The sequence below is a fragment of the Streptomyces termitum genome (assembly GCF_014650175.1).
GTDB classification, from domain to species: Bacteria; Actinomycetota; Actinomycetes; order Streptomycetales; family Streptomycetaceae; genus Streptomyces; species Streptomyces termitum.
The window spans coordinates 313,436-339,328 of record NZ_BMUL01000002.1 but is presented as its reverse complement, the minus strand read 5'-3'; the positions used below and the strand labels follow the sequence as shown (position 1 = coordinate 339,328).

20 protein-coding genes are annotated in these 25,893 nt (G+C 75.0%); 7 read left to right on the top strand and 13 right to left on the bottom strand.

Annotated elements, in window-relative coordinates:
* Positions 1 to 10: 10 nt before the first annotated feature.
* The 8 genes from IE219_RS04860 to IE219_RS04825 form a co-directional block, all read right to left on the bottom strand.
* Positions 11 to 1,438 carry a GlnX family signal transduction membrane protein gene (locus tag IE219_RS04860; protein ID WP_189975256.1) on the bottom strand — a complete coding sequence of 476 codons (1,428 nt, stop codon included), beginning with the start codon at positions 1,436 to 1,438 and terminating at the stop codon, positions 11 to 13.
* Positions 1,439 to 1,764: 326 nt separating this feature from the next.
* Entirely contained in the window at positions 1,765 to 2,745 is a 981-nt protein-coding gene (locus IE219_RS04855) for an N-acetylglucosamine kinase (protein ID WP_189975255.1), read from the bottom strand.
* Positions 2,736 to 4,001 (bottom strand): 6-phospho-beta-glucosidase, encoded by a 1,266-nt coding sequence (locus IE219_RS04850; protein ID WP_189975254.1) that lies wholly within the window; start codon positions 3,999 to 4,001, stop codon positions 2,736 to 2,738. The genes IE219_RS04855 and IE219_RS04850 overlap by 10 nt, the downstream gene beginning before the upstream one ends.
* Positions 4,002 to 4,008: 7 nt before the next feature.
* Positions 4,009 to 4,872, bottom strand: coding sequence for a carbohydrate ABC transporter permease (locus IE219_RS04845; protein WP_189975253.1), 864 nt, complete (start codon positions 4,870 to 4,872; stop codon positions 4,009 to 4,011).
* 2 nt (positions 4,873 to 4,874) lie between these two features.
* The gene (locus IE219_RS04840) at positions 4,875 to 5,756 is read right to left on the bottom strand and encodes a carbohydrate ABC transporter permease (protein ID WP_229849617.1); all 882 of its coding nucleotides are present in this window, start codon (positions 5,754 to 5,756) and stop codon (positions 4,875 to 4,877) included.
* Positions 5,757 to 5,889: 133 nt separating this feature from the next.
* Positions 5,890 to 7,233 carry an ABC transporter substrate-binding protein gene (locus tag IE219_RS04835; protein ID WP_189975251.1) on the bottom strand — a complete coding sequence of 448 codons (1,344 nt, stop codon included), beginning with the start codon at positions 7,231 to 7,233 and terminating at the stop codon, positions 5,890 to 5,892.
* A gap of 104 nt (positions 7,234 to 7,337) precedes the next feature.
* Positions 7,338 to 8,546, bottom strand: a complete 1,209-nt coding sequence (locus IE219_RS04830) for an ROK family transcriptional regulator (protein WP_189975250.1) — start codon at positions 8,544 to 8,546, stop codon at positions 7,338 to 7,340.
* Positions 8,547 to 8,751: 205 nt separating this feature from the next.
* On the bottom strand, positions 8,752 to 9,834 hold the full coding sequence (locus IE219_RS04825; RefSeq protein ID WP_189975249.1) for a mechanosensitive ion channel family protein: 1,083 nt from the start codon (positions 9,832 to 9,834) through the stop codon (positions 8,752 to 8,754).
* 240 nt (positions 9,835 to 10,074) lie between these two features.
* Between IE219_RS04825 and IE219_RS04820 the strand changes: the two genes are divergently transcribed.
* On the top strand, positions 10,075 to 10,638 hold the full coding sequence (locus IE219_RS04820; protein ID WP_189975248.1) for an HNH endonuclease: 564 nt from the start codon (positions 10,075 to 10,077) through the stop codon (positions 10,636 to 10,638).
* Between the two features lie 68 nt (positions 10,639 to 10,706).
* Here the strand turns inward: IE219_RS04820 and IE219_RS04815 are convergent, their stop codons facing one another.
* Positions 10,707 to 13,868 carry a beta-N-acetylglucosaminidase domain-containing protein gene (locus IE219_RS04815; RefSeq protein WP_189975504.1) on the bottom strand — a complete coding sequence of 1,054 codons (3,162 nt, stop codon included), beginning with the start codon at positions 13,866 to 13,868 and terminating at the stop codon, positions 10,707 to 10,709.
* Positions 13,869 to 14,209: 341 nt separating this feature from the next.
* Here IE219_RS04815 and IE219_RS04810 point away from each other — a divergent pair, with 341 nt between their 5' ends.
* From IE219_RS04810 to IE219_RS04800, 3 genes are read left to right on the top strand one after another with little or no spacing between them, the layout of a single operon-like run.
* On the top strand, positions 14,210 to 14,413 hold the full coding sequence (locus IE219_RS04810; RefSeq protein WP_373298775.1) for a hypothetical protein: 204 nt from the start codon (positions 14,210 to 14,212) through the stop codon (positions 14,411 to 14,413).
* A gap of 3 nt (positions 14,414 to 14,416) precedes the next feature.
* Complete coding sequence (gene malQ / locus IE219_RS04805) at positions 14,417 to 16,501, top strand: 4-alpha-glucanotransferase (RefSeq protein WP_189975246.1); 2,085 nt, start codon at positions 14,417 to 14,419, stop codon at positions 16,499 to 16,501.
* A 20-nt stretch (positions 16,502 to 16,521) separates the two neighbouring features.
* Positions 16,522 to 16,752: a hypothetical protein gene (locus tag IE219_RS04800; protein ID WP_189975245.1), complete on the top strand. Its 231-nt coding sequence runs from the start codon at positions 16,522 to 16,524 to the stop codon at positions 16,750 to 16,752.
* Positions 16,753 to 16,879: 127 nt separating this feature from the next.
* On the opposite strand, the gene IE219_RS04795 is transcribed toward IE219_RS04800, so the two are convergent.
* The gene (locus IE219_RS04795; RefSeq protein WP_189975244.1) at positions 16,880 to 17,386 is read right to left on the bottom strand and encodes a MarR family winged helix-turn-helix transcriptional regulator; all 507 of its coding nucleotides are present in this window, start codon (positions 17,384 to 17,386) and stop codon (positions 16,880 to 16,882) included.
* A 135-nt stretch (positions 17,387 to 17,521) separates the two neighbouring features.
* Between IE219_RS04795 and IE219_RS04790 the strand changes: the two genes are divergently transcribed.
* The 3 genes from IE219_RS04790 to alc all read left to right on the top strand — a co-directional run bounded on the left by IE219_RS04790 (position 17,522) and on the right by alc (position 20,719).
* Entirely contained in the window at positions 17,522 to 18,529 is a 1,008-nt protein-coding gene (locus tag IE219_RS04790) for an EamA family transporter (protein ID WP_189975243.1), read from the top strand.
* A gap of 85 nt (positions 18,530 to 18,614) precedes the next feature.
* The gene (locus IE219_RS04785; protein WP_189975242.1) at positions 18,615 to 19,535 is read left to right on the top strand and encodes a LysR substrate-binding domain-containing protein; all 921 of its coding nucleotides are present in this window, start codon (positions 18,615 to 18,617) and stop codon (positions 19,533 to 19,535) included.
* Positions 19,536 to 19,594: 59 nt separating this feature from the next.
* On the top strand, positions 19,595 to 20,719 hold the full coding sequence (gene alc, locus IE219_RS04780) for an allantoicase (protein WP_189975241.1): 1,125 nt from the start codon (positions 19,595 to 19,597) through the stop codon (positions 20,717 to 20,719).
* Between the two features lie 81 nt (positions 20,720 to 20,800).
* On the opposite strand, the gene pepN is transcribed toward alc, so the two are convergent.
* The 3 genes from pepN to IE219_RS04765 all read right to left on the bottom strand — a co-directional run bounded on the left by pepN (position 20,801) and on the right by IE219_RS04765 (position 25,743).
* Positions 20,801 to 23,413, bottom strand: coding sequence for an aminopeptidase N (gene pepN / locus IE219_RS04775; protein ID WP_189975240.1), 2,613 nt, complete (start codon positions 23,411 to 23,413; stop codon positions 20,801 to 20,803).
* Between the two features lie 52 nt (positions 23,414 to 23,465).
* Positions 23,466 to 24,647: a TerD family protein gene (locus IE219_RS04770; RefSeq protein WP_229849585.1), complete on the bottom strand. Its 1,182-nt coding sequence runs from the start codon at positions 24,645 to 24,647 to the stop codon at positions 23,466 to 23,468.
* Positions 24,648 to 24,726: 79 nt separating this feature from the next.
* On the bottom strand, positions 24,727 to 25,743 hold the full coding sequence (locus IE219_RS04765) for an aspartate-semialdehyde dehydrogenase (protein WP_189975239.1): 1,017 nt from the start codon (positions 25,741 to 25,743) through the stop codon (positions 24,727 to 24,729).
* Positions 25,744 to 25,893 lie beyond the last annotated feature (150 nt).

The window sequence follows — 25,893 nt, the reverse complement described above, 5'->3', positions numbered from 1 at the left end:
CCGCCCCCTCTCACCGGTACTCCGACAGTCTTCGGTTGATGCCGAGCACCGCGCAGAGCGCGCCCAGCGCGCCGAGCACGGCCGCCCCCACCGGCAGCCCGGTGAGGGCCCGCACGGCACCCCGCGCGGACCGGGTGAACTCGTCCTGTTCGTGCGCCAGGGCCCGCTCCAGGGCGGCGTCGACCTGGTCGAAGGAGCGGCCGGCCGACGGGCCGGGGCCGATGATCCGGTCCAGGGCGCCGGGGTAGTCGCCGGCCTCGCCCAGGTCGCGGGCGGCGGCGTGCCGCGCGCGCCACTCGCCGGCCCGCGCGGTGGCCTCGGCCAGCGGGGCCCGGCCCGCCTCGTCGTCGGCGAAGCGGGAGGCGCGGGCCAGCGCGTCGGTGAGGGCGGCCATGCCGGTCTCGTACTCGGCCTCGTACTTGTCCCGCTTGCCGTCCTCGGTGAGCACGGCGCCCCGGGCGACCTGGGTCAGGTTCTCGTTGGCGCGGGCCTTCAGGGAGCTGATCCGGGCCTCGTTGAGGACCTGGAGGGAGCGCTGCCCCTCGGTCTGCGCGGTGCCCAGGCCGGTGCGGGCCACGGTGTGCGCGCCGGTCAGCCAGAGCAGCGCGACCACGGTGGCGGCGGTGGCGGCGAGCAGGCCCCGCTCGAAGACCCGGTGGGTGCGCCGGTACTCGCGCCGCTGCGCCCAGGCCAGGGCGGCGAGGGCGAGCACCCCGGCGCCGAGGCCGAGCAGCGGCCAGGCGCGGGCCCCGTCGTCGTCCCGGTGCAGCCGGGCGGTCTCCGCCGCGTACAGCCGCTCGGCGGCGGGCAGCAGGCGGGTCGTCATCTCCTGGTTGGCGTAGCGCAGGTAGGCGCCGCCGAGGGGCAGGCCCTGCCGGTTGGCGGCGCGGGCCCGCTCGACCAGGCCGGTGTAGCGGGGCAGGAGCTCGTTGAGGGTGGTGATCTCGCGGGCCGACGCGCCCGAACCGTCGGTGTTGGCGGCGGCCTTGACGAGGAGCCGGGAGGCGGTGGCGATGTCCCGGTCGTAGCGGGCGCGGGAGTCGGCCGGTTCGAGTATGCCGGCGAGGAAGCCGGCGGCGGCCGTGGAGTCGGCGTCGGCCAGCGAGCGGTAGAGGGCGGCGGCGTCGGCGCTCAGCGGCTGGCTGCGGCCGACGACGTCCTCGGCGGTGGCGGCCCGGTCGGCCGCCTCCAGTCCGGCGACGGCGCCCAGGGCGACGACGAGCAGGGCGAGGACGGCGCCGAGGACCCGCAGCCGGCCCGGCTCGGTCCGGGCGGCGGCCCGCAGCACCTCGCGGCCGGTGGCCCAGGCCCCCCGGGCGGGCGGCGGCGGTGCGGCGGCGGAGGCGCGCGAGACCTGACCCGGGACCCCCGGGTGCGCGGGCGCGTGCGCCGGGCCCTGCGCGGCCGTCGAGGCGGGCGCGCTCGGCGGGTGTGTCACGTGACCTCCCCCTCGGTCTCGACGTGGATCGACCCCGGCGAGCAGTATGGCCGCAGGGGCCCCGCCCGCACACCGGGAATGACACGATCTTGTGTCTATCGTGCCCCACTCCCGCGGGACTTCGTCCGGCGAGGCCCCTCCGGGCCCCTCCTTCTTCCGTCTCCCCTCCCTCGCCCCTCCCGTCGCGCGGCTCCGCGCGCCGTCGAACGTTCCTCTCCCTGACATACGTACGAGCACCCTCGCCCGGTTCCGCCCCGGCCGTCGCTCGAACAGGTGAACATGACGGCGGGGCGCCTCCTCGGAGGGAGACGCCCCGCGTCCGCGCGTCAGGCCGCGTAGTGCGCCCGCAGCCGCTCCTTCGCCTCCTGCGCCGCCCCGGTCTCGTCCAGCGCGAGCAGCCCCGAGCCCAGCACCGGCGGCGCCGTCACGTACCGGACGACCGCCTTCGGGGCCCGCTCCGCGAGGAGTTCGCGGACGTGCTCCTCCAACTGCGGGTGCCGGGCGGCGAGCACGCTGCCGCCGAGCACCACCGGCGTCTCCTCGTCGAGGAGTCCGAGCCGCCCCAGCGCCACCGACGACATCGCGACGACCTCCTCGGCCTGCCGGCGCACCAGCCCCGCCGCCACCGGGTCGCCCGCCGCCGCCACCCGGAAGAGCACCGGGGCCAGCTCGTGCCGCCGGGCCATCGGGATCCGGCCCAGGTGCAGCGCCTCGATCAGGGCGTACATGGTCTCCAGGCCGAAGTGGCCGGGCAGCGCCCGCGCCAGCTCGGTCGGCTCGCCCCGCCCGTCCTCGCCGCGCGCCGCGCACCACAGGGCCTCGTCGGCGAGCCCGCCGCCGCCGCCCCAGTCCCCGGAGATCTTCCCGATCGCCGGGAAGCGGGCGGTCCGGCCGTCCGGGGTCAGGCCCACGCAGTTCACGCCCGCGCCGCACACCACGGCCACCCCGCGCGGCTCGTCGAGCCCGGCCCGCAGGATCGCGAAGGTGTCGTTGTGGACCCGTATCGAACGGCTCAGGTCCCGGGCGTACAGGGCCCTTTCGAGCTCCTGCTCCTCGACCGGCAGGTCGGCGTTGGAGAGGCAGGCGGTGACGTGGGCGAAGGCCGGGGCGCCGGTGCCGCCGGCCGCCGCCCAGGCCCGGTCCACGATCTCCGCCAGCGCGCCGACCGACTCGGCCACCCCCACCAGCGGGGGCTGGAAGCCGCCGCCGCGCGCGGCGCCCAGCACCTCCCCGGCCGGGGTGAGGACCGCCACGTCGGTCTTGCTGTTGCCCGCGTCGACCGCGAGCAGCGCTCCGTTCACGCCCACGCCAGGTGCTCCCCGTTGTGGGCGATCAGCCGGTCGGTGAGCTGGTCGGCGTAGGCGTACTGGCCGATCAGCGGGTGGGCGAGCAGCGCCTTGAAGACCCGCTCCCGGCCGCCGCGCAGGGCCGCGTCGAGCGCCAGGTCCTCATAGGCCGTCACGTTCGCGATCAGCCCCGCGAACAGCGGGTCGACCGGGCCGGCGGGCAGCGGCACGGCCCCGTCGCGGCCCACCGCGGCCTGCGTCTCGATGACGGCGTCGTCGGGCAGGAAGGGCAGCGTGCCGTTGTTGAGGGTGTTCACCACCTGGTACGGGGAGCCGCCCGCGCCCAGCAGCGAGGCCGCCAGGTCCACGGCCGCCTCCGAGTAGAAGGCGCCGCCGCGCTTGGCGAGCAGCTCGGGCTTCTCGTCGAGCGCCGGGTCGCCGTACATCTCCAGGAGTTCCTTCTCCATCGCGGCGACCTCGGCGGCCCGCGACGGCTTGGTGCGCAGCTCCTCGACGACCTCGTCGTGGGCGTAGAAGTACCGCAGGTAGTACGAGGGGACCACGCCGAGCCGGTCGAGGACCGGGCGCGGCAGCCGCAGGTCGGCGGCGATGGCGTCGCCGTGTCCGGCGAGCAGCCGGGGCAGCACCTCCTCGCCGCCGGGGCCGTCGAGCCGGACGGAGGTCTCCCAGGTGAGGTGGTTGAGGCCGACGTGGCCGAGGTGGACGCGGGCCGGGTCGACGCCGAGGTGCCCGGCGAACTTCCGCTGGAAGCCGATGGCGACGTTGCACAGGCCGACGGCCTTGTGCCCGGCCCCGAGCAGGGCGCGGGTGACGATGCCGACGGGGTTGGTGAAGTCGATGATCCAGGCGTCCGGGTTGGCGCGCCGGACCCGCTCCGCGATGTCGAGGACGACGGGGACGGTGCGCAGCGCCTTGGCGAGGCCGCCGGCGCCGGTGGTCTCCTGGCCGACGCAGCCGCACTCCAGCGGCCAGGTCTCGTCCTGGTTCCGGGCGGCCTGGCCGCCGACGCGGAGCTGGAGGAGGACGGCGTCGGCGCCCTCGACGGCGGCGTCGAGGTCGTGCGTGGTGACGATCCGTCCCGGGTGGCCCTGCTTGGCGAAGATCCGCCGGGCGAGGCCGCCGACCAGGTCGAGCCGGTCGGCCGCCGGGTCCACGAGGACGAGTTCGGTGATGGGCAGGGTGTCGCGCAAGCGCGCGAATCCGTCGATCAGTTCGGGGGTGTAGGTGGAGCCGCCCCCCACGACAGCGAGCTTCATTTTCGTATCAGCCCTTCACTCCGGTCAGTGTGACTCCCTCGACGAACGCCTTCTGGGCGAAGAAGAACACGAGGATCACGGGGGCCATGACCATCACGGTCGCGGCCATGGTCAGGTTCCAGTCGGTCTGGTGCGCGCTCTTGAAGGACTCCAGGCCGTAGCTGAGGGTCCAGGCGGTGGAGTTCTCGGAGGCGTAGATCTGCGGTCCGAAGTAGTCGTTCCAGCAGTAGAAGAACTGGAAGAGGGCGACGGCCGCGATGCCGGGCTTGGCCATCGGCAGCACGATCCGGACCAGGGTGCGCAGTTCGCCGCAGCCGTCGATCCGGGCCGCCTCGACGTACTCGTTCGGGATGGTCAGGAGGAACTGCCGCAGCAGGAAGATGGCGAAGGCGTCGCCGAAGGCCATCGGGATGATCAGCGGCCACAGCGTGCCGGAGAGGTCCATCTGCTTGGCCCAGAACAGGTACATGGGGATGATCACGACCTGCGGCGGCAGCATCATCATCGAGATGACCAGCAGCAGCGACAGGTGCCGGCCGCGGAAGCGGAACTTGGCCAGCGCGTACGCCACCGGGATCGAGGAGACCACGACGAGGACGGTGCCGAGTCCGGCGTAGAGCAGCGAGTTGCGCCACCAGAGGAGGAAGCCGTCGGTGTGGAACACCTTCAGGTAGTTCTCGAAGTGCCAGGTGTTCGGCGTCAGGTCCCGGGTGAGCGCCTGCTGGTCGCTCATCAGGGAGGTGAGCACCACGAAGACGAACGGCAGGACGAAGAAGAGGGCCGCGGCGATGCCGAGCGCGTGCACGGCGATCCACTGGAGCAGCGCGGTGCGGCGGGCCCGGCGCAGCGCGGGGGAGGCGGAGGAGGTCATGGTCAGTCACCCGAGCCGATCAGGCCGCCGCGCCGGCGCATCAGCAGCGCGGTGAAGGCCATGGAGAGGGCGAGGAGCACCAGCGCCACCACGCAGGCCGCGCCGTAGTTGAACTGGCTGAATCCCAGGCTGTAGATCAGCTGGGGGAGGGTCAGGGTGGAGTCCTCCGGGTAGCCGGGGACGAAGGTGACGCCCGAGCCGCCCATCACCCCCGAGGCGACCTTGGAGGCCACGATCGGCTGGGTGTAGTACTGCATCGCGCCGATGATCCCGGTGACGACCGCGAAGAGGACGATCGGCGAGATGTTCGGCAGGGTGACGTAGCGGAACCGCTGCCAGGCGGAGGCGCCGTCGAGCTCGGCGGCCTCGTACTGCTCCTTGGGGACGTCGAGCAGGGCGGCCATGAAGATGACCATGAGGTCGCCGACGCCCCACACCGCCAGGACGGTGAGGGCCGGCTTGGACCAGGCGGGGTCGGTGAACCAGGCGGGGCCGGGGACGCCCACGGACTCCAGGAGGGAGTTGACGGGTCCGGTGCCGGGGTTGAGCAGGAAGACGAAGGCGAGCGTCGCCGCCACCGGCGGGGCCAGGTAGGGCAGGTAGAAGAGGGTGCGGAAGACCCCCGTGCCCGTCTTGATCTTCGTGATGAGCAGGCCGATGCCGAGGCCGAAGACGACCCGGCAGCCGACCATCACGAGGCAGAGCCAGAGGGTGTTGGTCAGCGCCGGCCAGAGCTGGGGGAAGTCGGTGAAGACGTAGACCCAGTTCTCCGTGCCCCGCCAGGTCGGCGGGTTGAGGCCGTCGTACCGCATGAAGGAGAAGTAGACGGTGGAGACGAGGGGGTAGACGAAGAAGACGCCGAAGCCGATCAGCCAGGGCGACATGAAGGCGAGGGTGCGCAGCGCGTCGCGGCGCCGCCGGGCGCGCAGGGTGTTGCGCCCCCGGGGCGGGGCGGCGGCCGGGGCGGCCGCCGCCTTCGTGGTCAGGGTGTCCGTGCTCATGGGCGGGTGCCGGCCGTCACTTCGCCGCGGCGATGTCGCGGTCGATCTGGGCGGCGGTCTCCTCCAGGCCCTTCTTCAGGTCGGCGACCTTGCCCTTCTCGTACTGCTGGGAGAACTTCTGGAGGGTGTCCTGGTAGGCGGAGCCGTTGATGGCGCCGTCGGAGGTGGTGGAGGCCGGGTGCCGGGCGATGTCCAGGAAGACCTTGAAGCGGTCGTCGACCTTCAGGTCGGGGGAGTTCAGGGCGTCCAGGGTGGAGGGCACGTTGCCGATGTCCTGGGCGAAGCCGACCACGGCCTCGGTGTTCGTGGTCATGAACTTGACCAGCTCCCAGGCGGCGTTCTGCTTCTTGCTCTGGGGGGCGATGCCCATGATGGTGCCGGAGAGGTAGCCCTTGCCGTACTCGGCGACCTCGTCGTCGGCGACCGGCAGCGGCGCGACGCCGATCTCGAAGGGCACCTTGGCGTCCTTGGCGAAGTTCAGCCGCCACTCGCCGTCCAGCTGCATGGCGACCTGGCCGGTGTGGAAGGGGTGCTTGGCGCCCCACTCGTCGCCGAAGGAGGTGCGGTAGCGGTCGAGCTTCTCGAAGCCGCCGAGCGCGTCCACCAGGGACTTCTGGTAGGTCATCATCTTGGCGAAGCCGGGGTCGGTGGCGACGGCCGACTTGCCGTCCTTGCCGAAGTAGCCGTCGTGCTTCCACTGCGACATGTAGTGCGAGACGACGGTCTCGTAGCCGAGGTAGGTCGGCATGAAGCCGACCCGCTCGTAGGAGTCGCCCTTGGGCCTGGTGAGCTTCTTGGCGACCTCGGTGAACTGCGACCAGGTCTTCGGCGGGGCCTCGGGGTCGAGCCCGGCCTCGCGGAAGGCGTCCTTGTTGTAGAAGAGGCCGTACGCGTCCGAGAGCAGCGGCAGCGAGCAGCGCCTGCCCTCGAACTGGGTGTAGTCCTGGAGGACCTTCGGGAAGATCTTGTCGAGGTCCAGCTTGTCCTTCTCGATGAAGGGCTTGAGGTCGGCGAGGGCGCCCGAGGCGCAGAACTTGCCGACGTTGGACGTCGTGAAGGAGGAGACGACGTCGGGTCCGTTGGAACCGCCCGCGCGCAGCGCCTGGTTGAGCTTGTCGTCGTTGATGCCGCCGACGGTCTTCACCTTGATGTTGGGGTGGGCCTTGGTGAAGCGGTCCACGTTGGCCTTGATCGCCGCGACCTCGGAGGGGGCGGCCCAGCCGTGCCAGAAGGTGATGGTGGTCTGCGCGTTCGGGTCGTCGCTCGTCGCGGTCGACGGGGAGCCGGTACAGGCGGAGAGGAGGGCGAGCGAGGAGGCTGCGGCGAGCGCGGCGACGGCCGCGCGGAGGCGTGCGGGCATGACGGGTCTCCCGTGGGGCGAGGGGCGGGGCGGGACGGGTGGTGCGGGCCCCGGGGCTCCGGTGCGGGCCCGGGGGCGGTTCTGGGGGAGGTCTTCCGGGACGGTCAGCGGGACGTGTCGAAGACCTCGTCGCGGGTGGCGGCGAGGGCGCTCTCCAGCGCGCCGCGCAGGACGGGCTCGCGGGGCACGGAGGTGAGGACGAGCCGGGGGCGGGAGGCCGCGAGGTCGGCCAGTTCGGCCTGGACGCGGGCCCGCAGGGGTTCGCCGCCGGCGACGAGGACGTCCCCGGAGAGCACGATCAGTTCGGGGTCGAGGACGGCGACGACGGAGGCGAGGCCGGTGGCGAGCCGTTCGGCGTACCGGTCGAGGAGGTCGGCGTACGGCCCCTCGTCGGGGGTCTCGGCGGCCCGCGCGAGGAGCCCGCAGGCGACCGGCACGTAGGGGCGTTCGGGGGTGTCGAGGCCGGCGGTGCGGGCGATCCGGGGCACCGCCTGCACCCCGGCGAGCTCCTGGAAGCCGCCGGAGTTGGCCTTGGTGACCTGGCGGACCAGGGGGGTGCCGGGGACCGGCAGGAAGCCGACCTCGCCGGCGCCGCCGGTGAAGCCGCGGTGCAGCCGGCCGCCGAGGACGACGGCGGCGCCGATGCCCTCCTGGTTCCACAGCAGGACGAAGTCGTCGTGGCCGCGGGCGGCGCCGAGGGCCCGCTCGGCGACGGCGACCAGATTGACGTCGTTCTCGTACTCGAAGGGCATGGGCAGGGCCGCGGCCAGCTCCTCCAGGAGGGTGGGGGAGTGCCAGCCGGGCAGGTGGGAGGCGTAGCGGAGGCGGCCGGTGGCCGGGTCGAAGGCGCCGGGGGTGCCGATGACCAGGCGGCGGACGTCGGCGCGGGTGAGCCCGGCGGCCTTCACGGCCCCGTCGAGGGCGTCGGTGACCTGCCGGACCACGCCGTCGCCGGTACGGCCCTGGGTGCGCAGCTCGTACTCGCCGACGACGGTGCCGGTGATGTCGGCGACGGCGGCGCGGACCCGGTCCTGGTTGACGTCGAGTCCGGCGGCGTGCCCGGCGCCCGGGTCGAGGGCGTAGAGCTGGGCGCTGGGGCCCGGCCGGCCGGCGGTGGTGCCGGTGGCGCGGACGAGCCCGGCGGCCTCCAGGCGGGCCAGGAGCTGGGAGGCGGTCGGCTTCGACAGGCCGGTGAGCTTGCCGATCCGGGTGCGGGAGAGGGTGCCGTGCTCCAGGAGGAGGTCGAGCGCGGCACGGTCGTTCATGGCCCGCAGCACCCGCGGGGTGCCCGGGATGCCCTGGGTTGCGGCCATGGGATCGCACCTGCCCTTCGACGCTCGTCGGGCCATTGTGGCGCGCCGCCGGCGGCGGCTTTTTCCCGGCCCACTGTTAGGAAGGTTTCCTATTCGGTGGGAGGACGGTAGGACGGCCGCCACCGGGGCGTCAATACCCGCACACGCACGACACCCCCGACGGCAACCGGAGCGTTACCCGTCGGGGGTGCCGAAAGCCCCTGTCTCAGGGCTTGTTGAGGTCCGGCTTCGGCAGCGGGGTGGCCGCCGCCGACTGCGGCGACGCCGCGTTCGCGAACACCGAGGGGGCCGCCATGCCCGCCGACGGATCGGCCGCCGCCTCCTCCGCCTGCGGCGGCAGCCCGCCCACGATCCGGATGCCCGCCTCGTCCAGCGCCCGCTTGATCCGCCAGCGCAGCTCCCGCTCCACGCCCAGCCGCTTGCCCGGCATGGTCTTCGCCGAGACCCGCACCGTCATCGAGTCGAGCAGCACCTCGGTCAGGCCCAGCACCTCCACCGGACCCCACAGCCGCTCGTTCCACGGCTCGTCCTTGGCCATCGCCTCGCCCACCCCGGCGATCACGGACCGCACCTCGTCCAGGTCCTCCGTCGGCCGGACCGTCACGTCCACGCCCGCCGTCGCCCAGCCCTGGCTGAGGTTCCCTATCCGCTTGATCTCGCCGTTGCGCACGTACCAGATCTCGCCGTCCACGCCGCGCAGCTTCGTCACCCGCAGCCCGACCTCGACGACCTCGCCGGAGGCCACGCCCGCGTCGACCGAGTCACCGACGCCGTACTGGTCCTCCAGGATCATGAAGACGCCGGAGAGGAAGTCCGTCACCAGGTTCCGCGCGCCGAAACCGATCGCCACACCGGCCACACCCGCCGAGGCGAGCAGCGGCGCCAGGTCGATCTTGAAGGCGCCCAGCACCATCAGCCCGGCCGTGCCCAGGATCAGGAACGACGCCACCGAGCGCAGCACCGAACCGATCGCCTCGGACCGCTGCCGCCGCCGCTCCGCGTTGACCAGCAGCCCGCCCAGCGCGGTCCCCTCCACCGCCTGGGCGGAGCGGTTCATGCGGTCGATCAGCTTGGTCAGGGCGCGCCGGACGGCCATCCGCAGGATCACGGCGACGAAGACGATCACCAGGATCCGCAGACCGGTGTTGAGCCAGGTGGACCAGTTCTCCTCGACCCAGCTCGCCGCGTCGGTGGCGCGCGCCGCAGCCTCGTCCAGCGTCACGGGAATCGGGTCGGGCTCGGTGGCGGCCCCTAGGACGGACCAGGACACGGAAGAACCTCCAGGCATCGCGTACGCAGGTCGTCCACCCTAACGGGGCTGTTCGCGTGCACCCGTTGCCGTGTTCGAGGGAGAGACGGACCTCACCCGGGCACATACCCGGAAGACATGCCGATGTGGCCGAGAACACGCCGCTCCCGCTCCCGTCCGTCACGGGAACGTGCTGGCGCTCCGACCAGGCATGAGGAGAGACTGAGAGCAGTTCGTCCCGGCGCGAGCCACGCGCCGCCGGCGCCATAGGAGGCATCCGTGCCGCATGTCCTGGTCCTCAACGCGTCGTACGAGCCCCTGGGCGTCGTACCGCTCCGCCGCGCACTCGTCCTCGTTCTGGAGAACAAGGCCCAGTGCCTGGAGGAGTCCGGCGCCTTCCTGCACAGCGAGCGCCGGATCGTGTCCGCGCCCAGCGTGATCCGGCTGAGCCGCTTCGTGCGGGTCCCCCACCGCGGGGCCGTCCCCCTCACCCGCCGGGCCCTCTTCGCCCGCGACGGCGGGCGCTGCATGTACTGCGGGGCGGTCGCCACCAGCGTCGACCACGTCGTCCCGCGCAGCAGGGGAGGGAGGCACGCCTGGGAGAACGTGGTGGCGGCCTGCCGCCGCTGCAACCACCTCAAGGCCGACCGCTACCTGAGGGAACTGGGCTGGCGGCTGAGCCACCAGCCCGCCCCGCCCACCGGCCTCGCCTGGCGGATCATCGGGACCGGCCACCGGGACCCCCGCTGGCTGCCCTATCTGAGGCCGTACGGAGCCGAGGACGTGATGGCCCGGATCGACTCCGTCGCCGACATCCCCGCGGGGGTGCTGACGACGGGCTGATCCGGGCCTTCCGCGTTTCCGGGGGCTCGTGGGACGCGGATACGGGCACGGCGCCGGGGCGCCGCCGCTCAGGGGGCGGCGCCCTCCTCCGGCGCGTCCGCGCCCGCGTCCTCGTCCGTACCGGCTCCGGGGGCCTTCTCCCCGGTCCCGGGGGTCTCGGGCTTCTCCTCCGCCTTCTCCTCCACCGCGTACGCCTCCACCGACCAGAGCGAATAGCCGTACTCGGTGGCCCGCTTCTCGCCCTGCACCCGGACGAAGCGGGTGTCCGCCTCGTCCATCCGCACCGACTCCCGGCCGCCCCGCCCGTCCGCGACCGTCGCCGCCGTCCGCCAGGTCCGCCCGTCCGCCGAGACCCGCACCCGGTAGCGGCTCGGATGGGCGTCCTGCCAGTTCAGCACCACCTGCCCCACCCGGGCGGGCGCGGCCAGCTCCAGCTGGAGCCAGGCCCCGTCGTCGACCGGCGAGGACCAGCGGGTCTCCGGATCGCCGTCCGCCGCCAGCGCGGCCGGGAAGTCCGGCGTCTCGTCGCCGGAGGAGGAGGCCGTCGCCGTCCGCGCCAGGTCCGGGCCGCCCGCGCGCGGGAAGGCCCGCACCGTCAGCACCCGCTCCCCGCCGCCGAACGACACCGGCACCCGGTACTCCCCGGACGGGGTGCCCGGCGCCACCGACACCTCCAGCGGCACCCGGGTCCGCCCGCCGCGCTCCACCGACGCCTCCTTCGGCAGCCGTACGGTGACCCCCTCGGGCGCCCGCGCGGCCAGCGGGCCCCGCACCCCGGCCGCCCGCCGCCCCGTCAGGTCCAGCTCCACCCGCCCCGCCGGGCCGCCGATCTCCACGTCCGCGGACTCCCGGGCCAGTTCGAGCCCGGCGCGCGGCCCGTCCGCGAACCACGGCACCAGCGACCGCACCTCGGGCGCCGGACCCTCGCCGTCCCACACCACCCGCAGCGCCTCGGCCCGCAGCCCCTTCGGCTCGGTCTGCGTCCACCCGGAGGCGGACAGCGGCCCCAGCGACCGCCAGACGCCCGCCACCCGCGCCTCCACGCGCGCGTGCACCGGCTTGCGCACCCCGTCCCGGCCCGGCTCCGCCCCGGTCGGCGGCCCGGCCATCACCGTCACCGTCTCCACCGGCCGCGCCCCGTCCAGCTCCAGCGTGTACGACCCGGCGGCCCGGTCCACCCCGTGCTCCGGCGCCCGGTCGGCGCCCGTCCAGGCCGCCGACTCCCGCACCGCGCGCTCCAGGAACGGGTCCAGGACCCCGGCGCCGACCGTCGCCCGGCGCTCCGCCGGACGCTCCCGCAGCGGCTCCAGGCGCAACTGCGCCCGCCAGGCCGCCGCCCCGTCCCCGCGCGCCTGCGCGAGGAGCATGTCCACGGCCGCCTCGCCCGCCGCCCCGTACCGGGACAGCTCCGCCAGCCACGGCCCGGCCTCGGCGCGCAGCGCGCCGCCCGCCGTGCCCGCCAGCCGCTCCGGCGCCTCCCGCATCACGGTGAACGCGGCCCGCAGCTCCCGCCCGGCCTTCTCCCGGGCCACCGCGGGGCCGGTGGACCGGGCCGACCAGAAGGCCGCCATCAGCGGCTTCAGCTCCGCCGACTCCGCCTCGGGGGCGAGCAGCGAGGAGGCCGCGTTCCCCGCCAGGGCGCCGAGCGCCTCGCGCGCCGCCGGGTCGGGGCCCGCCAGCTCGTCGACCGCCGCCCGCCACGCCTCGGCGGGCCGGTAGCCGCGCGGGTTCCAGGCGAAGTCCCCACTGGTGAAGAGGGCGATCCTGGAGGCGGCGGGCTGCTCCATCGCGTGCGCCAGATAGGCGGCGGACCCGGCGGCCACGGCCGGCTCCCGGCCCGTGGAGGGCCCCAGGAAGAGGCGGTCCTGCGCGTAGTCGTTCACCGGGTAGTTGTCCATGGTGACCAGCGGGTGGCGGCCCAGCGCCCCGCGCACCCCGGCCAGTTCGCCGCCGGTGATGGCGGGCGGCACCACCCCGACGCCCGTCCACGCCACCCGCACCCCGGGGTCGAGCGCCCCGGCCAGTGCCGAGCGGTAGGCGCTGGCGCCCTCCTGGTAGTACTCCGTCGGCAGCACCGTCAGCGGCTCGGAGCCCGGGTACCGTCCGGCCAGGTGACGGGCCACCGTGTTCGCCACGCGCGCGTGCGCCCGCGCCGCGCCCGCCGCGTCCCGCCCGAAGGCGTCCGCGTCCCCGTCGCAGGTCCACTCGCCGTACCCGGCGTCCGGGAACTGCAACTGGAAGGAGCGGAAGCCCAGCTCCCGCATCTCGTCCAGCTTCCGCGTCAGCGCCGCCACGTCCGCCGCCGAGGACAGGCACATCGACTGCGCCGGGGCCACCGCCCAGCCCAGCGTCACGTGCCGGGCGCGGGCCCGCTCGGCCAGCGCCCGGAACCCCTCCCGCTGCGCCCGCGGATAGGGCTCGCGCCAGCGCGCCGCGCGGTACGGGTCGTCACCCGGGGCGTACAGATAGCGGTTCTGCTTGGTGCGGCCCAGGAAGTCGACCATGGCGAGCCGCTGCTCCGTCGTCCACGGGGTGCCGTAGAAGCCCTCCGCGACACCCCGCTCGGCGGTCCCCGGCCAGTCCCGGACGACGACCCCCGGCACCGTGCCGCCGACCCCGTCCGGCCCCTCCCCGAGGAGCCGGCGCAGCGTCTGCACCGCGTGGAACAGCCCGTCCTCGCCCACCCCGTCCAGGACGACCGTCTCCCGGCCGCCGGACCGGCCGGTGGCCAGCCGGTAGCCGCCGCCCGGCAGGTCGCCCCGCGCGGGCACCCCGAAGGCGTCGAGCACCGCCCCCGCCGCCGCCCCGGACGGCCCCGAGGCCCGGACCACCGGGCCCGCGCCCGGCAGCCCCTCGTGCACGGTCCGCACCCCGGCCCGCGCGAGCAGCTCCCGCAGCTCCGCCAGGGCGTACGGATCGGCGTCCGGGTCCGCGACCAGGGTGACCCGCTCGCCGAGGCGCACGGCGGGCCCGGCGGCGGCGAGCGACTGCGGCCGGGGCCATACGGCGGGCACGGCCGCGCCGGTCCGGGGCGCGGCGGGCCCGGCCGCGGCGGGCGAGGGGGCGGCCGGTGCCGAAGCGGCCGGCGCGGGCGGGAAGGGCGCGGCGGCCGCCCCCGGCAGGGGGGCGGCCAGGGCCGCTCCGGGCGCGGCGCCGCAGAGGAGTCCGCCGATGACGGCGGCGGCGACCGCCGCGGCCGTCGCGGTACGAGGTCCGCGTCCCGGGCGCACGGGCGTCACGGGGTCTCCCTTCGCCTCGGCCGGGGAGCCGCCGGAGCGTCAGGGGGCGTTCCCCGCCCGGCCGGTCGGTCACGAGCAGGTCACGAGCCCACCACCCGTCGCACGGACGTGTCAACGCACCCGGCCGAAGTGTCGCGTTTGCCCCGCGATTCATCGGCGAGCTGTCGCCCTTCGGCCACATTCCCCCGGTAAAAGGGGCGAAGAGGGGCCGGCTGGGTAGGGCTCACCCGTTCCCTCCCCACGGCCGGCGGCCACCCGCCGCACCACCGGCCTCCGTCGACACGAACCGGGAGATCCCCGTGACCACGACCGCCCGCCACCACTCCGGACGGATACGGATCCCGCAGCAGCCCGCCCCCGGCGACGCGCCCCTCATCGGCGAACCCGCCCCGGACGCGGCGCCCCTGACCAGCGAGCCGCCGCTCGCCGACGCCGCGCCCCTCACCAGCGAACCACCGCTGACCGGCGCGGCCCCCCTCACCAGCGAGCCCACCGCCCCCGGCACCGCGGGCGGCACGGAGTCCCCCGGAGTGTAAGAAGTGACCCTGGCCCGCCTCGCCGCCCGTCACGGCGTCGCCACCGAGTTCAGCCCGCCCGACGGCCGCACCGTCCCCGTGCCCGACCGCACCGTCGTCGCGGTCCTGGCCGCCCTCGGGGTCGACGCCGGCACCCCGGAGGCGGTCGGGGCCGCCCTCGCCGAGGCGGACCGGGCCGACCGGGAGCGGCTGCTCCCGGCCACCCTGGTCCGGCACACCGGAGGGGAGCCCGTCCGCCCGCCGGACGGGCTCCCCGCCGGGACCCGGCTCCGCGTCACCACCGAGGACGGCGCCGTCCACGAGGGCGACTGGGCCGGGCTCCCGCACGGCGTGCACACCGTGGACGCCGAGGCGTCCGACGGACGGACCGGCCGGAGCACCCTGATCGTCGCCCCCGACCGCCTGCCGGACCCCGGCCCGCGCGCGTACGGCCTCCTGGTCCAGCTCTACTCGCTGCTCTCCACCCGCTCCTGGGGCATGGGCGACCTCGGCGACCTGCGCGAGCTGGTCTCCTGGGCGGGCCGCGCGCACGGCGCCGGTTTCGTGCAGGTCAACCCGCTGCACGCGGGCATGCCCGGCGCCCCCTCCGACCCCTCCCCGTACCGCCCCTCCTCGCGCCGCTTCCCCGACCCCGTCCACCTGCGGATCGAGGACGTCCCCGAGTACGCCCACGTCGACCCGCGGCACCGGGGCGAACTGGACCGGCTCCTCGCCGCCGCCGCCGAACTGCGCGAGGGCGTCCTCGCCAAGGGCGCCCCGGTGGACCGGGACGCCGTGTGGGCGCTCAAGCTCCGCGCCCTGGAGCTCCTCGCCGCCGTCGACCTCGGACCCGGCCGGCGGGCCTGCTTCCACGACTTCCTCGCCGAGCGCGGCCGGCCCCTGGAGGACCACGCCGCCCACCGGGCCCTCGCCGAGCGGCACGGCCCGCACTGGCGCTCCTGGCCCGAGGCGCTGCGCACCCCCGAGGGGGCGGCGGCCGCCGTCCGGGCCGACCCGGAGCTGGCCGCCCGGGCCGACCTCCACTGCCGGCTCGCCTGGCTGACGGACCAGCAGCTCGGGGCGGCGGCCGACGCCGCCCGGGAGGCCGGGATGGGCGTCGGCCTCGTCCACGACCTGGCCGTCGGGGTGCATCCGGAGGGCTCCGACGTCTGGGCCCGGCAGGGCGACTTCGCCGCCGGGATGTCGGTCGGCGCCCCGCCCGACGCCTTCAACGCCCGGGGCCAGGACTGGGGCCTGCCGCCGTGGCGGCCGGACGCCCTGGCCGCCGCCGGGTACGCCCCGTACCGCGGCCTCCTGCGCGAGCTCCTGCGGCACGCGGGCGCGCTGCGGATCGACCACGTCATGGGCCTGTTCCGGCTGTGGTGGGTGCCGGAGGGGAGCGAGCCCACCGAGGGCACCTACGTCCGGTACGACGCCGACGCGATGCTCGCCGTCCTGGTCCTGGAGGCGCACCGGGCGGGCGCCCTCGTCGTCGGCGAGGACCTCGGCACCGTCGAGCCCGGCGTCCGCGAGGCGCTGGCCCGGCGCGGGGTGCTGGGCACCTCGGTGCTCTGGTTCGAGCGGGACTGGGACGGGGGCGGCGCCCCGCTGCCGCCGGAGGCGTGGCGGGCCGGCTGCGTGGCCACCGCCACCACCCACGACCTGCCGTCCACCGCCGCCCGGCTCTCCGGCGACCACGTGCTGCTGCGCCGCCGGCTCGGGCTGCTCACCGGCGACCCGGAGCGCGAGCGGGCCGCCGACGCCGCCGAGACGGCCGAGTGGCTGGACCTCCTCCAGCGGCTCGGACTGCTCCCGGAGGGTCCCGGCGACGAGGAGGCCGAGGTCCGGGCCGTGCACCGGTTCCTGACCCGCACCCCGGCCCGCCTGGTGGGGGTGTGGCTGCCGGACCTGGTGGGCGACCGCCGGCCGCAGAACCTGCCGGGTACCTGGGACGAGTACCCCAACTGGCGGCTGCCGGTCGCGGGTCCCGACGGGCAGCCGCTCACCCTGGAGCGGATCGCCGCCGCGCCCCGCGCGCACGCCCTCCTGCGGACGGTCGCGGAGGGGGTCGGAGCCCGTACGGCACCCCCGGGCGCGCGGGCCGTCTAGGCGTTCGCTACTTTTGCACCGTGGACAAGAAGAACGCCCTGCGCGCCGGCGCCGTCGCGGCCGGTACGACGCTGATGATGCTGCTCATGTCGTCCCCCGCGCTCGCGCTGACCCGCGACGACGGTGACGACCCCGCCCCCAAGCTGGAGGTCATCGAGACCCTCGGCCTGTTCGTGGCCGCCCCGCTGGTGCTGTTCCTGGTCATCGCCGGCCTGGTGATGGTCCTCGACAAGTCCCGCAAGCAGGCGTAACCGCCTCCGTCCGTCTCTCCCGAGGGCGCCGCCCGGCCGCACGGCCGGGCGGCGCCCTCGCACGTCCGCGCCCGGTCCGGGCGCGGCCCCGGCCGGTGTGCGTGCCCGGTCCGGGTGACGCCCCGGCTCAGGCCGTGGTCGCGAGGAGTTTGCGCAGCAGGCCGGCCAGTTGCCGGGACTCCTCCTCGGTCAGGGCCGACTCCAGGGCCTCGCGCTGCCGGTCCAGGCCCGCCGCGACGGCCAGGTCGGCCAGTTCCCGGCCGCGCTCGGTGAGCGTGACGCGCAGTCCGCGCCGGTCGTGCGGGTCCGGGTTGCGGGTGAGCAGTCCCGCCTTCTCCAGCTTGTCCAGCCGGCCGGTCATCCCGCCGGTGGTGATCATCAGCGTGGCCGTCAGCTCGCGCGGCGACAGCGTGTAGGGCTCCCCGGACCGGCGCAGGGTCCCGAGGACGTCGAACTCCCCGAGCGCCAGCCCGTAGGGGGAGTACGCCTTGTCGACCTTGCCGCGCATGGCGGCGGAGAGCCGGTAGATCCGCCCGAAGACCTCCATGGGGAGGGTCTCCAGCTCGGGGCGGACCACGGCCCACTGGTCGATGATCGCGTCGACGGGGTCGTGGGCGGGGGGCTGCGTGTTCATGACCTCAGTGTTCCCTTCCCGGGCGGTCGATGGCAACAAAGCCACTTGCAAGTAAGTAGCTTAGTGCTAAGTTAATTACCGCCAAGCCAGTCGGGTCCCGGACCGGGACCGCGCCGCTCCAGGGGGAGACCCGCCATGTCCCGCAAGGCCGCCGTCGTCGCGCTCACCGCCCTCGCCCCGATCTCCTGGGGCTCCACCTACTTCGTGACCACCGAGTTCCTGCCGCCCGACCGGCCCCTCTTCACCGGCCTCATGCGGGCCCTGCCCGCCGGCCTCCTGCTCCTCGCCCTCACCCGCAAGCTCCCCACCGGCGCCTGGTGGTGGAAGGCCGGAGTCCTCGGCGCCCTCAACATCGGCGCCTTCTTCCCCCTCCTCTTCCTCGCCGCCTACCGCCTCCCCGGCGGCGTCGCCGCCGTCGTCGGCTCCGTCGGCCCGCTCTTCGTCGTCGGCCTCGCCGCGCTCCTCCTCGGCGACCGGCCCACCCCGAGGGCCCTGCTCACCGCCGTCGCCGCCGCCTTCGGTGTCAGCCTCGTCGTCCTCAAGGCGGGCGCCGCCCTCGACCTCGTCGGCGTGGTCGCCGGACTGCTCTCCGCGCTCTCCATGTCCGCCGGTGTCGTCCTCACCAAGCGCTGGGGCCGCCCCGAGGGCGTCGGCGCCCTCGCCCTCACCGGCTGGCAGCTCAGCGCGGGCGGCCTCTTCATCCTCCCCCTCGCCCTCCTCGTCGAAGGCGCCCCGCCCGCCCTCACCGGCACCCACCTGGCCGGCTACGCCTACCTCGCCTTCGGCAACACCGCGATCTCCTACTTCCTCTGGTTCCGGGGCATCGAGCGGCTCAGCGCCTCCGCCGTCACCCTGCTCGGCCCGCTCTCCCCGATCACCGCCGCCGTCATCGGCTGGGCCGCCCTCGGCCAGGCCCTCGGCCCCGTCCAGCTCCTCGGCATGGTCATCGCCTTCGGCGCCACCCTGGCCGGCCAGCTCACCCCGGCGAAGAAGCCGGCGGAGCGGCCCGCCGGACCCGCCGCGGAGGAGCCCGCCGCCGCACGGCCCGCCGGACCCGCCGCCGAGCCGCCCGCCGGGCCCGCGGCGGAGCCGCCCGCCGAGCAGCCCGCCGGGCTCCCGGGAGCCGTACCGGCCCGCCGGTAGGCGCCTCCCGACGCCCCCGGACCCCCGGCCCGCGCCGACCCCGCCCCCGGGGGGACGGCGCGGGCCGGTGCCGTAGGTTGCGCCCATGACCGAGTGGGACATCAAGAAGCTCCGCATCCTGCGCACCCTCCGCGACCGGGGCACCGTCACCGCCACCGCCGAGGCCCTGCTCATGACCCCCTCGGCCGTCTCCCAGCAGCTCACCAACCTCGCCCGGCAGCTCGGCGTGCCGCTCCTGGAGGCGCACGGCCGCCGGGTCCGGCTCACCGACGCCGCCCACCTGGTGCTCCGCCACGCCGAGGCCGTCTTCGCCCAGCTGGAGCGGGCCGACGCCGAACTCGCCGCCCAGCGGCACGGTGCGGCCGGACGCATCCGGATCGCCGCCTTCTCCACCGCCGTCCCCGCCCTCGTCGTCCCCGCCGTCACCCTGCTCGCCGCCGAGCGCCCCGGCCTCGACCTCCGGGTCCGCGAGGCCGAGGCGGCGGAGGCGTACGAACTCCTCGCCGCCGCCGACGTCGACCTCGCGCTCTCCCTCGCCGCGCACGCCCCCACCGCCCGCGACGCCCGCTTCACCCGCGTCCCGCTCCTCGCCGACCCCCTCGACCTGGCCCTCCCCGCCGGGCACCCGCTCGCCGCCGCCCCCGGCCTGCGGCTCGCCGACCTCTCCGGCGAGCCCTGGATCTTCGGCGGCTCCGGCCCCTGGTCCGAGATCACCACCGCCGCCTGCGAGGCCGCCGGCTTCGTCCCCGAGCAGGCCCACAGCGCCGCCGGATGGACCGCGATCCTCGCCATGGTCGAGGCCGGGATGGGCGTCGCCCTCGTGCCCCGGATGGCCGCCGCCGAGCGCCGCGCCGGGGTCGTCATGCGGGTCCTCGCCGCCGACCAGCCGCGCCGGCACGTCGTCGCCGCCGTCCGCCGGGGCGCCGAGGACGGACCGGCCGTCGCCGCCGTCCTCGGCGCGCTCCACCGGGCCGCCGCCGACCGGGAGACCTTTCAGGAGAACTGAAAAGACCTGTCGAAAACATTCGATGGACCCCGGGCGGCCGGGGGAGGACAGTCGGAGCCATGACCGCTCACGAGGACGCCCAGGACCCGCACGCCAACGACGCCGCCCCCTACGGCGGAGGCGACCCCTACGCCGACTACCGCACCGGGGACTTCCCCTTCACCGAGCTGGTCGACCTCGCCGACCGCCGCCTCGGCGGCGGTGTCGTCGCCGCCAACGACGAGTTCTTCGCCGAGCGCGAGAACCTGCTCCTGCGCGAGCGGGCCGTCTTCGACCCCGAGCACTTCGGCCACAAGGGCAAGATCATGGACGGCTGGGAGACCCGCCGTCGCCGCGGCACCGACGGCGAGAACCCCTTCCCGGCCCCCGAGGACCACGACTGGGCGATCGTCCGCCTCGGCGCCCCCGGCGTCATCAGGGGCCTGATCGTCGACACCGCCCACTTCCGCGGCAACTACCCGCAGAAGATCAGCGTCCAGGCCACCGCCGTCGAGGGCAGCCCCGGCCCCGAGGAGCTCCTCGACGCCACGTGGGAGGAGCTCGTCCCGCCCACCCCCGTGCGCGGCCACGCCGCCAACGGCTTCGCGATCGACAGCGACCGCCGCTGGACCCACGTCCGCCTCTGCCAGCACCCCGACGGCGGCATCGCCCGCTTCCGCGTCCACGGCGAGGTGCTCCCCGACCCCGAGTGGCTCGGCCTGCTCGGCACCGTCGACCTGCTCTCGGTCCTCAACGGCGGCTCGTACGAGGACGCCTCGGACAAGTTCTACTCCTCGCCGACGCAGATCATCCTGCCCGGCACCTCCCGCAAGATGGACGACGGCTGGGAGAACCGCCGCCGCCGGGTCCGGGGCACCAACGACTGGGTGCGCTTTCGCCTCCCCGCCCAGGGCGCCGTCCGCGCCGTCGAGATCGACACCGCCTACCTCAAGGGCAACTCGGCCGGCTGGATCGCCCTCCAGGGCCGCAACGGCGAGACCGGCGAGTGGTTCGAGATCCTGCCCCGCACCCGCCTCCAGCCCGACACCCTCCACCGCTTCGCCCTCCAGGCCCAGGCGGTCGTCACCCACGTCCGCCTCGACGCCTTCCCGGACGGCGGCGTGGCCCGCATGCGCCTGCACGGCGTCCTGACCGAGGAGGGCGCCGCCGACCTGCGCGCCCGCTTCGAGCGCGCGAGCCGGTAGGCGGGCGGCAGGGCCGCAGGACCGGAAAAGGGGCGCCCCCCTGGGGGAGGGCGCCCCTTCTTCCTGTCCGGAAGGGGACGGCTACGCGGCGGCCGCGTCCGCCGCGCGGGCCTTCAGCGCCCGCTCGACGCCCGCCCGGCACTCCGTCACCAGGCGCCGCAGCGCCGGCACCGGGTCGTGCTCGGCGATCCACGCGTCCGTCGCGTCCAGCGTCTCCTGCGAGACCTGGAGCGTCGGGTAGAGGCCGACCACGATCTGCTGGATCATCTCGTGGCTGCGGGTCTCCGACACGCCCTTGATCGCGGCGAAGTACTTCGCCGTGTACGGGGCGAGCAGCTCGCGCTGGTCGGGCTGCGAGAAGCCGCCGATCACGGCCTCCTGCACCGCGTTGGCCAGCTTGTCGTCCTCGACGACCGACGCCCACGCCTCGGCCTTCGCGGCCTCGGTCGGACGCCCCGCCCGCGCGGTCGCCGCGTGGCGCTCGCCCGCGGCCGTCCGGTCCCGCTCCAGCTCGGCCGCGATCTCCGCCTCGTCGTAGACGCCGGCGGAGGCCAGCCGCTGCACGAACGCCCAGCGCAGCTCGGTGTCGACGGCCAGGCCCTCGATCTCCTCGCGGCCCTCCAGCAGCCCGGCCAGCAGGTCGAGCTGCTGCGGCGTGCGGGCGGTCGCGGCGAAGGCCCGCGCCCACGCCAGCTGGTGGTCGCTCGCCGCCTCGGCGGCCTTCAGGTGGGTGAGCGCCGCCTCGGTCCAGCGGGTCAGGCCCGCGTCCCGCCACTCCGGCGCCGCGTACAGCTCCAGGGCGGCCTTGACCTGCCCCTGGAGCGACTGCACCACGCCGATGTCGGACTCCTTGCCGATGCCCGTCAGCACCAGCTCCAGGTAGTCGCGGGTGGCCAGCTCGCCGTCCCGGGTCATGTCCCAGGCGGAGGCCCAGCACAGGGCGCGCGGCAGCGACTCGGCGAAGTCGCCGAGGTGCGTGGTGACGTTCTTCAGGGACACCTCGTCGAGGCGGACCTTGGCGTAGGACAGGTCGTCGTCGTTGAGGAGGACGACCGCCGGGCGGGGCTTGCCCACCAGCGCCGGCACCCCGGTCAGCCCGGCGGCCTCGACGTCCAGCTCCAGGCGCTCGGTGCGGACCAGCTTGCCGTCCGCGTCGAGGTCGTAGAAGCCGATCGCGATGCGGTGCGGGCGGAGCACGGCCTCGCCCTTGGCGCCGGCGGGCAGCGCGGGGGCCTCCTGGCGCACCGCGAAGGCGGTGATCGAGCCGTTCTCGTCGGTCTCGATCTCCGGGCGCAGGATGTTGATGCCGGCGGTCTCCAGCCACGCCTTCGACCAGGTCTTCAGGTCGCGCCCGGAGGTCTCCTCCAGCGCGCCGAGCAGGTCGCCCAGGCGGGTGTTGCCGTAGGCGTGGCGCTGGAAGTACGCCTGCACGCCCTTGAAGAACTCGTCCTGGCCGACGTAGGCGACGAGCTGCTTGAGGACCGAGGCGCCCTTGGCGTACGTGATCCCGTCGAAGTTGACGAGCACGTCCTCCAGGTCGTTGATCTCGGCCATGATCGGGTGCGTGGACGGCAGCTGGTCCTGGCGGTAGGCCCAGGTCTTCTCCGCGTTGGCGAAGGTGGTCCAGGCGTGCGGCCAGCGGGTGCCCTCGACGGCGGCCTGGCAGGCGACCGAGGTGTAGGTGGCGAACGACTCGTTCAGCCACAGGTCGTTCCACCACTCCATGGTGACCAGGTCGCCGAACCACATGTGGGCCAGCTCGTGGAGGATGGTCTCGGCGCGCCGCTCGTAGGCCGCGTCCGTCACCTTCGAGCGGAAGACGTACTGGTCGCGGATGGTGACCGCGCCCGCGTTCTCCATCGCGCCCGCGTTGAACTCCGGCACGAACAGCTGGTCGTACTTGGCGAACGGGTAGGCGTACGCGAACTTCTCCTGGAACCAGCCGAAGCCCTGCCGGGTCACGTCGAAGATGTGCTCCGCGTCCAGGAACTCCGCCAGCGACGGGCGGCAGTAGATGCCCAGCGGCACGACCTGCCCGTCCGGGCCCTCGTAGGACGAGTGCACCGAGTGGTACGGGCCGACGATCAGGGCCGTGATGTACGTGGAGATCCGCGGGGTCGGCTCGAAGGCCCACACCCCGTCCTTCGGCTCCGGGGTCGGCGAGTTCGAGATCACGCTCCAGCCCTCGGGCGCCTTCACCGTGAAGGCGAAGGTCGCCTTCAGGTCGGGCTGCTCGAAGGAGGCGAAGACGCGGCGCGCGTCCGGCACCTCGAACTGCGTGTACAGGTACGCCTGCCCGTCGACCGGGTCGACGAAGCGGTGCAGGCCCTCACCCGTGTTGGTGTACGCGCAGTCGGCGACCACGCGCAGCTCGTTGCGGCCCTCCAGCAGGTGCGGCAGGGCGATCCGCGAGTCGCGGAAGACGGCGGCCACGTCCAGCGAGCGGCCGTTCAGCACGGCCTCGTGGACGGCGGGGGCGACGAGATCGATGAAGGTCTCGGCGCCCGCCTCGGCGGAATCGAAGCGGACGGTGGTGACGGACCGGTAGGTACCTCCCCCATACTCGGCTTCGCTCGCATGGGCGGTGCCCCCACCCTGCGCACCCGTGAGGTCCAGTTCGACCTCGTACGCGTCCACGGTCAGCAGCGCCGCCCGCTGCTGGGCCTCTTCACGGGTCAGGTTCGTACCAGGCACCCGGTCAACTCCTCGGTTTCGTGACGTTTGGGCCATCCTTCCACGCACCGGCTCAGCGGCGCACGGCACATTCCCACGGCCCGTCGGCCCCGATCCGCAGCAGGCCCGGCCCCGGCACCGGCACGCTCACCCGCAGCTCGCCCACCCCGCTGACCAGCAGCTCCCGCTCCTCGTCGTCGTAGAGCGGATCGTGCGGCGGGGCGTGCAGATGGACCGTGGCCGGGGCCCGCCCGGCGTGCCGGAAGTCCAGCGTCCCGGCCGGCCCCTCGTAGACCACCAGATCGTGCGCGGTGCCCGTGATGCGGCCGGTGAAGCGGCGGGCGCGCGACAGCGGCAGCACCCGCAGCGTCCACGGCGTCTCCGCCTCCATCCGCAGCACCAGCGGGCGCGAGCGCGGCACCAGCGCCACCGTCCGGGCCCGCACCTCGTCCTCGTACGCCGCCAGCAGGAACTCCTCCGGCCGGCCGCGCGCGTCGCAGGACTCCACCGTCGTCGACAGCGCGTGGTGCGCCTCCGCCTCCAGGAGCACCCAGTGCCCGGCCGGCAGCTCGGGCCCGCACCGCAGGACCTGCCGTCCGCGCCCCTGGTAGGCGACCGGCCGGAACTCCCCGCCGTACGGCCCCGAGGCCGCCGGGGGCGCCGGGGGAGGGGGCGGCGCGGGCACCGGCTCCGCCACGTACCCCGGGCCGGGGACCACCGGCGGCGGCGCCTCCACCACCACCCCGAAGCCCGCCGCGAGCCCGGCGAGGCCCGGCCCGTACCCCCGCCCCACCGGGTGGAACCACCAGCCGCCGCCCGCCCGCCGGAACTCCCCGGGCACGCACGCCGACTCCCGCACCCCGCCGCCCACCGGCAGGTGGGCGACCGGCGCCCCGGTCGCGTCGGCGATCCGCACGTCGAGGCCGGGCACCCGGCCCAGCGGCCCGCCGTCCGCCGAGCAGGCCAGCACCAGCCGCTCCACCCCGGGGTCCACCCGGGCGAGGTCCAGCCACAGCCAGTCCGCGGCGGGCGTCCCGGGCGCGCCGGGCGCCGACCGGCCCAGGTGCCGCACCGCGCCCGAGGGGTGCGCCGGATGGTTGTAGAAGACGAGGTCGGCGTCGCCCCGGACCCGGTCGCCGGGGCCGAGGAGGAGCGCCGACACGTCCACGTCGGGCACCCCCGGCCCGGTGCGCCAGCCGGCCGCCGCGTACAGGGGGCGGGTGGGCACCGGTATCGGGTGCGCGGAGGCGTCCATGGAGGCACTGTGGCACGCCGGACGCGCCGGAGGGGCGGCTCCCCGCAACGGGAAGCCGCCCCTCCGGGGAAGCGGTGGGTCAGCCCTTGAGCTCGGCCGCGACCAGCTCCGCGATCTGCACCGCGTTGAGCGCGGCGCCCTTGCGGAGGTTGTCGTTGGAGAGGAACAGCGCGAGGCCGTGCTCGACGGTCTCGTCGACGCGGATGCGGCCCACGTAGGAGGCGTCCTTGCCGGCCGCCTGGAGCGGGGTGGGGATCTCGGACAGCTCGACGCCCTCGGCGCCCTCCAGCAGCTCGATGGCGCGCTCGACGCCGATCGGGCGGGCGAAGCGGGCGTTGACCTGGAGCGAGTGGCCGGAGAAGACCGGCACGCGGACGCAGGTGCCGGAGACCTTGAGCTCCGGGATCTCCAGGATCTTGCGGGACTCGTGGCGGAGCTTCTGCTCCTCGTCGGTCTCGAAGGAGCCGTCGTCGACGATCGAGCCCGCCAGCGGCAGCACGTTGAACGCGATCGGGCGCTTGTAGACGCCGGGCTCCGGGTACTCCACGGCCCCGCCGTCGTGGGTCAGCGCGGCGGCGCCCTCGGCGACCGCCTTGACCTGGCCGTCGAGCTCGGCCACGCCGGCCACGCCGGAGCCGGAGACGGCCTGGTAGGTGGTGGCGACCAGCGCGGTCAGGCCGGCCTCCTGGTGGAGCGGCTTGAGGACCGGCATGGCGGCCATGGTGGTGCAGTTCGGGTTGGCGATGATGCCCTTGGGGCGGTCCTTGACCGCGTGCGGGTTCACCTCGGACACGACGAGGGGGACCTCGGGGTCGCGGCGCCAGGCGGAGGAGTTGTCGATGACGACGGCGCCCTGGGCGGCGACCTTCTCGGCGAGGGCCTTGGAGGTGGCGCCGCCGGCGGAGAAGAGGACGATGTCCAGGCCGCTGTAGTCGGCGGTGGAGGCGTCCTCGACGGTGATGCCGTCGACGACCGTGCCGGCGGACCGGGCGGAGGCGAAGAGCCGCAGCTCGTCCAGCGGGAAGTTCCGCTCGGCCAGGATCCTGCGCATGACTGTGCCGACCTGACCGGTGGCTCCGACGATTCCGACCTTCACGGGACTTCCTCCGTACGTGTGTGCAGGGTGCTGCCGCTCCATGATGCGTATGTCCCCGGCCGCCTTGTCCAATCCATTGTCCGAGGGGCGGGACGGTGTCCGGAGGGCGGCGCGCGGGACGGACAGGAGGGGCGGGGGTCCGGCCGGACC

Coding starts and splice junctions, on each gene's coding strand:
- IE219_RS04835 (WP_189975251.1), bottom strand. CDS start 7,233: ATGCCCGCACGCCTCCGCGCGGCCGTCGCCGCGCTCGCCGCAGCCTCC.
- IE219_RS04795 (WP_189975244.1), bottom strand. CDS start 17,386: ATGAACACGCAGCCCCCCGCCCACGACCCCGTCGACGCGATCATCGAC.
- IE219_RS04845 (WP_189975253.1), bottom strand. CDS start 4,872: ATGACCTCCTCCGCCTCCCCCGCGCTGCGCCGGGCCCGCCGCACCGCG.
- alc (WP_189975241.1), top strand. CDS start 19,595: ATGACCGCTCACGAGGACGCCCAGGACCCGCACGCCAACGACGCCGCC.
- IE219_RS04790 (WP_189975243.1), top strand. CDS start 17,522: ATGTCCCGCAAGGCCGCCGTCGTCGCGCTCACCGCCCTCGCCCCGATC.
- IE219_RS04830 (WP_189975250.1), bottom strand. CDS start 8,546: ATGGCCGCAACCCAGGGCATCCCGGGCACCCCGCGGGTGCTGCGGGCC.
- IE219_RS04840 (WP_229849617.1), bottom strand. CDS start 5,756: ATGTCGCCCTGGCTGATCGGCTTCGGCGTCTTCTTCGTCTACCCCCTC.
- IE219_RS04785 (WP_189975242.1), top strand. CDS start 18,615: ATGACCGAGTGGGACATCAAGAAGCTCCGCATCCTGCGCACCCTCCGC.
- IE219_RS04850 (WP_189975254.1), bottom strand. CDS start 4,001: ATGAAGCTCGCTGTCGTGGGGGGCGGCTCCACCTACACCCCCGAACTG.
- IE219_RS04770 (WP_229849585.1), bottom strand. CDS start 24,647: ATGGACGCCTCCGCGCACCCGATACCGGTGCCCACCCGCCCCCTGTAC.
- IE219_RS04825 (WP_189975249.1), bottom strand. CDS start 9,834: ATGCCTGGAGGTTCTTCCGTGTCCTGGTCCGTCCTAGGGGCCGCCACC.